This is a genomic window from Methanoregula sp. (assembly GCF_002835825.1).
Lineage (GTDB): Archaea > Halobacteriota > Methanomicrobia > Methanomicrobiales > Methanospirillaceae > Methanoregula.
In genome coordinates this window covers 1-2,031 of record NZ_PIZH01000379.1, presented here as the reverse complement: position 1 = coordinate 2,031, position 2,031 = coordinate 1, and the positions used below count along the sequence as shown (strand labels likewise).

The 2,031-nt window shown below is 55.4% G+C and carries 2 protein-coding genes; both read right to left on the bottom strand.

The window, feature by feature from the left end:
• Positions 1-108 precede the first annotated feature (108 nt).
• Complete coding sequence (locus CW742_RS11285) at positions 109-1,218, bottom strand: hypothetical protein (protein ID WP_292420446.1); 1,110 nt, start codon at positions 1,216-1,218, stop codon at positions 109-111.
• Complete coding sequence (locus CW742_RS11280; RefSeq protein ID WP_292420444.1) at positions 1,215-1,952, bottom strand: hypothetical protein; 738 nt, start codon at positions 1,950-1,952, stop codon at positions 1,215-1,217. Before CW742_RS11280 ends, CW742_RS11285 begins: the two co-directional genes overlap by 4 nt.
• Positions 1,953-2,031 lie beyond the last annotated feature (79 nt).

The window sequence follows — 2,031 nt, the reverse complement described above, 5'->3', positions numbered from 1 at the left end:
CGGACCCGATCTCCCCCGAGTCTCCCAGCATCACCACGGAAGCGGTGTGCAGTGCGGGCGTTTTCCGGCAGAGGCCCAGCCAGCAGTCGGCAAGAGCAGACAGGAGGGTCATTGTACCGTCCCCCTGCCTCTTGCATACTGGTAAAGGTCCAGGGTTGCGATCCCGCCAACGGTTGCCACGACAAACGCAAAGCCTGAGAGGGCGAGAATGTACAGGAGGCCGAAAGCGATCCACGCCATGCCCGGGTTTGTGGATGAAATGTGCGTATGGCCGGGTTCAACCGATACCTGATCAATCCCGGTGAACTGGAACAGCAGGAATGTGATCGACACAGCAAATACGATAATCCCCAGGCTGAGAAGGAAGACCCCCACTTCCCCCCGGATCTTCTTCATTATGCCAAACGATCCAAGGATCGCTTCCTTCAGCTGCATCCTCTCCAGCACGATCAGGGGTACGACAAACAGGGTCAGGATGAACAGGAGTATGTTGACTGCTGAAAAGATCAGGGCATACAGAAGCGCGAGTTTCAACGTTGCGCCAGACGACGCAAATGCTCCTCCGCTAGGAAAATAGACGTCCGGCTCAAGGGACCAGCTGAAGGGGAACTGGGCGAGCACGACACTTAAGAACCCCGAGAGTGCCCCGAAGATATTAAAAGGACGGTACCAAGCCGGGTTCAGCATGGCCAAATGCAGGCCGGTGGTGAAGAGCAGGGATCCTGCGAGTGCCAGGATCACAGACCACAGAAGAAGTGGTCCCAGGAATGGTTTTACCTTTGTTAGTGCATGGAGGTAGTGAACTGGCTCTTCCTTATCTGATGAGAGACTCAGCACGAGGCCTGCAATCAGGAACAACAGGCAGAAGACTGTCGGGAACTCAAGCACGAACGTGACGACCGGTGATAAGATCAAGACATGTCCGCCCTCACCACCTGCGAAAAGAAGGGCCCCCTGGGCAAGGATGTGCCCGGCCAGCACGAGCCCGGCCAGGAATGTGAACCAAAAAAGGTGACGGTTCCGGATCAGGGTTCTCGTTCCTGACAGGATTGCCCCGGCTCCCCGGTGGATCGTTCCCGGCCCGCCGCTCACGCCATCCGGCCTGTCTTCGTAGGAAAATTCATGCTGATCAGGATTGCCTGTTGGTGAGGCACGAAATGCCGGCGCCTTCCGGCAGAGGCCCAACCAGCAGTCGGCAAGGGCGGAAATGAGGGTCATAGCCCGCTCTCCCGCATTTTCCTGTCCCGGTACATCTCCAGCGCAGCGATCCCGCCGACGGTTGCTACGACCAATGCAAACGCCACAAGTGCGAGGTTATAGAGGACGGCAAGCGTGATCCAGGCGATGGTGGGATGGAACATCACCGTCACATAGGGATTTACTATCCCGGATGCAGCCTGGACGAGCAGGTACGTCAGGAACACACCGAAGACGACAACTGCAAGGAATGCGGCACAGGTAACGGCCTCCGCACCGATCTTTTTCATCAGGGCAAACGATCCCGCGACTGCCTCCCTGAGCGTTTTCTGTTCGAGTACAATGAGGGGTACGACAAACGGGGTCAGGGCGAACATAAGCAGGGTGATAACAATGAAGTTTGCGGTCCTCATGATCCCGAAAGGATAGATCAATAACAACAGCGATCGTCCCCCATAGCCCGGGACCTCGGTTAACATGGCCCAGTCGAGCGTCCAGTTGAAGGGGAACTGGGTAATGGTGCTGGTAACAAAACTATAAGGCCCGAATATATTGAGAAACCGGAACTCAGGAGGCAGCCCGGTAAAAAGACCAACCCAGATACGGAAAAGCAGGATGCCTGCGAGTGCCAGAATTATCGACCACAGGAGAAGGGGTTTTCCGTATTTTTTTGCTCCTCCGAGCCCCTTAAAAAACGACGCATGATCATCTTTCTTTGAAGTGAGGCTTAAGACAAGGCCCGCCAGTAGGAGCAACAGGCAGAACAGTGTGTCAAGTTTAAGGAAAAAGTCCTGGGCCTAATATCCTATGATCACCGGTTTCAGGGTCCGGTTT